A 1,600-nucleotide genomic window follows, 5' to 3' on the forward strand; every position below is an offset into this window, starting at 1 on the left:
GACCAGGTCATCAGCGCTGCCGCGGCGACACCGGCGGCCGCGATCAGCCCGAGGCCCGCGAGCTCGCGCAGCCGCTTCGCCAACGCGTCGCGAATCGACGTCGGCAGGTGGTTGACCAGAGGAATAACGCGTTCGATCGCCGGCATCGGTTAAGCGGCCTTCAGAAGACTAACTGAGAACACCGACCAGCCGGTGCAGGGCCTCGCCGGTCGATTCGCTGTCCGCAACCAGTGCCAGCCTGATATAGCCGGCACCGGGGTTGAAACCGTCTGCTTGCACCCGGGCAAGATAGCTGCCGGGCACCACCCGCACGCCGGCTTCGGAATAGAGTCGCACCGTCATCGCCTCGTCGCTGCCGTGGTCAGTGACGTCGAGCCAGACGCAGAAACCGCCCGCAGGCCGCTGGTAGCCATAGCGGCCGCCAATGATCTGGTCGGCGAGGTCGAACTTGGCGCGATAGAGCCTGCGGTTCTCCTCGACATGCGCCTCGTCGTTGAGCGCCGCGGCCGCGACATGCTGCAGCGGCACCGGCACCTGAGGGGCCGCAACGTTGCGCAACTCGTGGAACGCTGCGAGGAATTTCCTGTCGCCGGCGGCAAAGCCGATGCGCATGCCCGGCAGATTGGAGCGCTTCGACAGCGACTGGAACGCGACCACATTGGTGAAGTCGGAACCGGCATGTTCGAGAATGCTGCCCGGCGCCTCACGCGTGTAGATCTCCGAATAGCACTCGTCGCTGAAGATCATGAAGCCGTGGCGATCGGCGAGCTGCTTCAGCTTGCGGAAATAATCCGGCGTCGCCACCGCGCCTTGCGGGTTGGCGGGCGAGGCGATGTAGAACGCCACGGTACGCGCCAATGTCGCCTCGTCGATCGCATCTAGATCGGGCAGATGCCCGGTCTCGCGCGTGGTCGGCAGATGGATCTGCTCGCAGCCCGCGGTGCGGGCGCCGACGCCGTAGACCGGATAGAACGGGTTCGGCATCAGGATCGCAGGCTTGCCGCGGCGGGCGCCGACATGGCGAAGCGCGGCATGGGCAGCGAAGAACAGGCCTTCGCGGCTGCCATTGAGCACCAGGACCTCAGTTTCCGGATCGAGCTCACGGGCGAGGCGGAAGCGGCGCGCCAGCCAACTGGCGGCAGCCTTGCGGAACGGTTCGATGCCCTTGGCGGCCGGATAGCGGCCGAAATCGGCGATGTGCCTGGCGAGCACCGGGCCGACGAAATCAGGAACCGGATGCTGTGGCTCGCCGACAGCGAGCGTGATCAAGGGCTTGCCCGGTTGATAGGGCGACAGCAATTCGGTCAGCCGCGCGAACGGCGAGCGTTCGCTGTCCGGATGGCCGACGCCGACAGGCGCGGGGGATGAAGCGGTCATTGCCATACGTAACGCGCCAGATTTGTTGAAGCCGCCGATCGCTGCCGGTTCGGGTGAAAGCGGATCACGTCACCATAGTGAAGGCGAGGTTAAGGCGCGATTAACCATCGGAGGCAGCCATCGTTTTGATCGGTTTTGCCAGCCCGATCCAGAGGTTTTTTTACAACAGACGGGGCGGATCATGTCGGGTGAGACCTTGTACATTCCGGCCGCAACCCAGCAA

2 protein-coding genes are annotated in these 1,600 nt (G+C 64.9%); one reads left to right on the plus strand and one right to left on the minus strand.

Translation table 11 applies throughout. The features are described from left to right. Positions 1-168: 168 nt before the first annotated feature. Entirely contained in the window at positions 169-1,383 is a 1,215-nt protein-coding gene (locus tag WA702_RS07275; protein WP_425109852.1) for an aminotransferase class I/II-fold pyridoxal phosphate-dependent enzyme, read from the minus strand. A 19-nt stretch (positions 1,384-1,402) separates the two neighbouring features. Between WA702_RS07275 and WA702_RS07280 the strand changes: the two genes are divergently transcribed. Then, the coding region (locus tag WA702_RS07280; protein ID WP_425109853.1) for a hypothetical protein at positions 1,403-1,600 on the plus strand (198 nt) is incomplete at its 3' end.

Source organism: Bradyrhizobium sp. (assembly GCF_049798375.1).
Classification (GTDB): Bacteria; Pseudomonadota; Alphaproteobacteria; order Rhizobiales; family Xanthobacteraceae; genus Bradyrhizobium.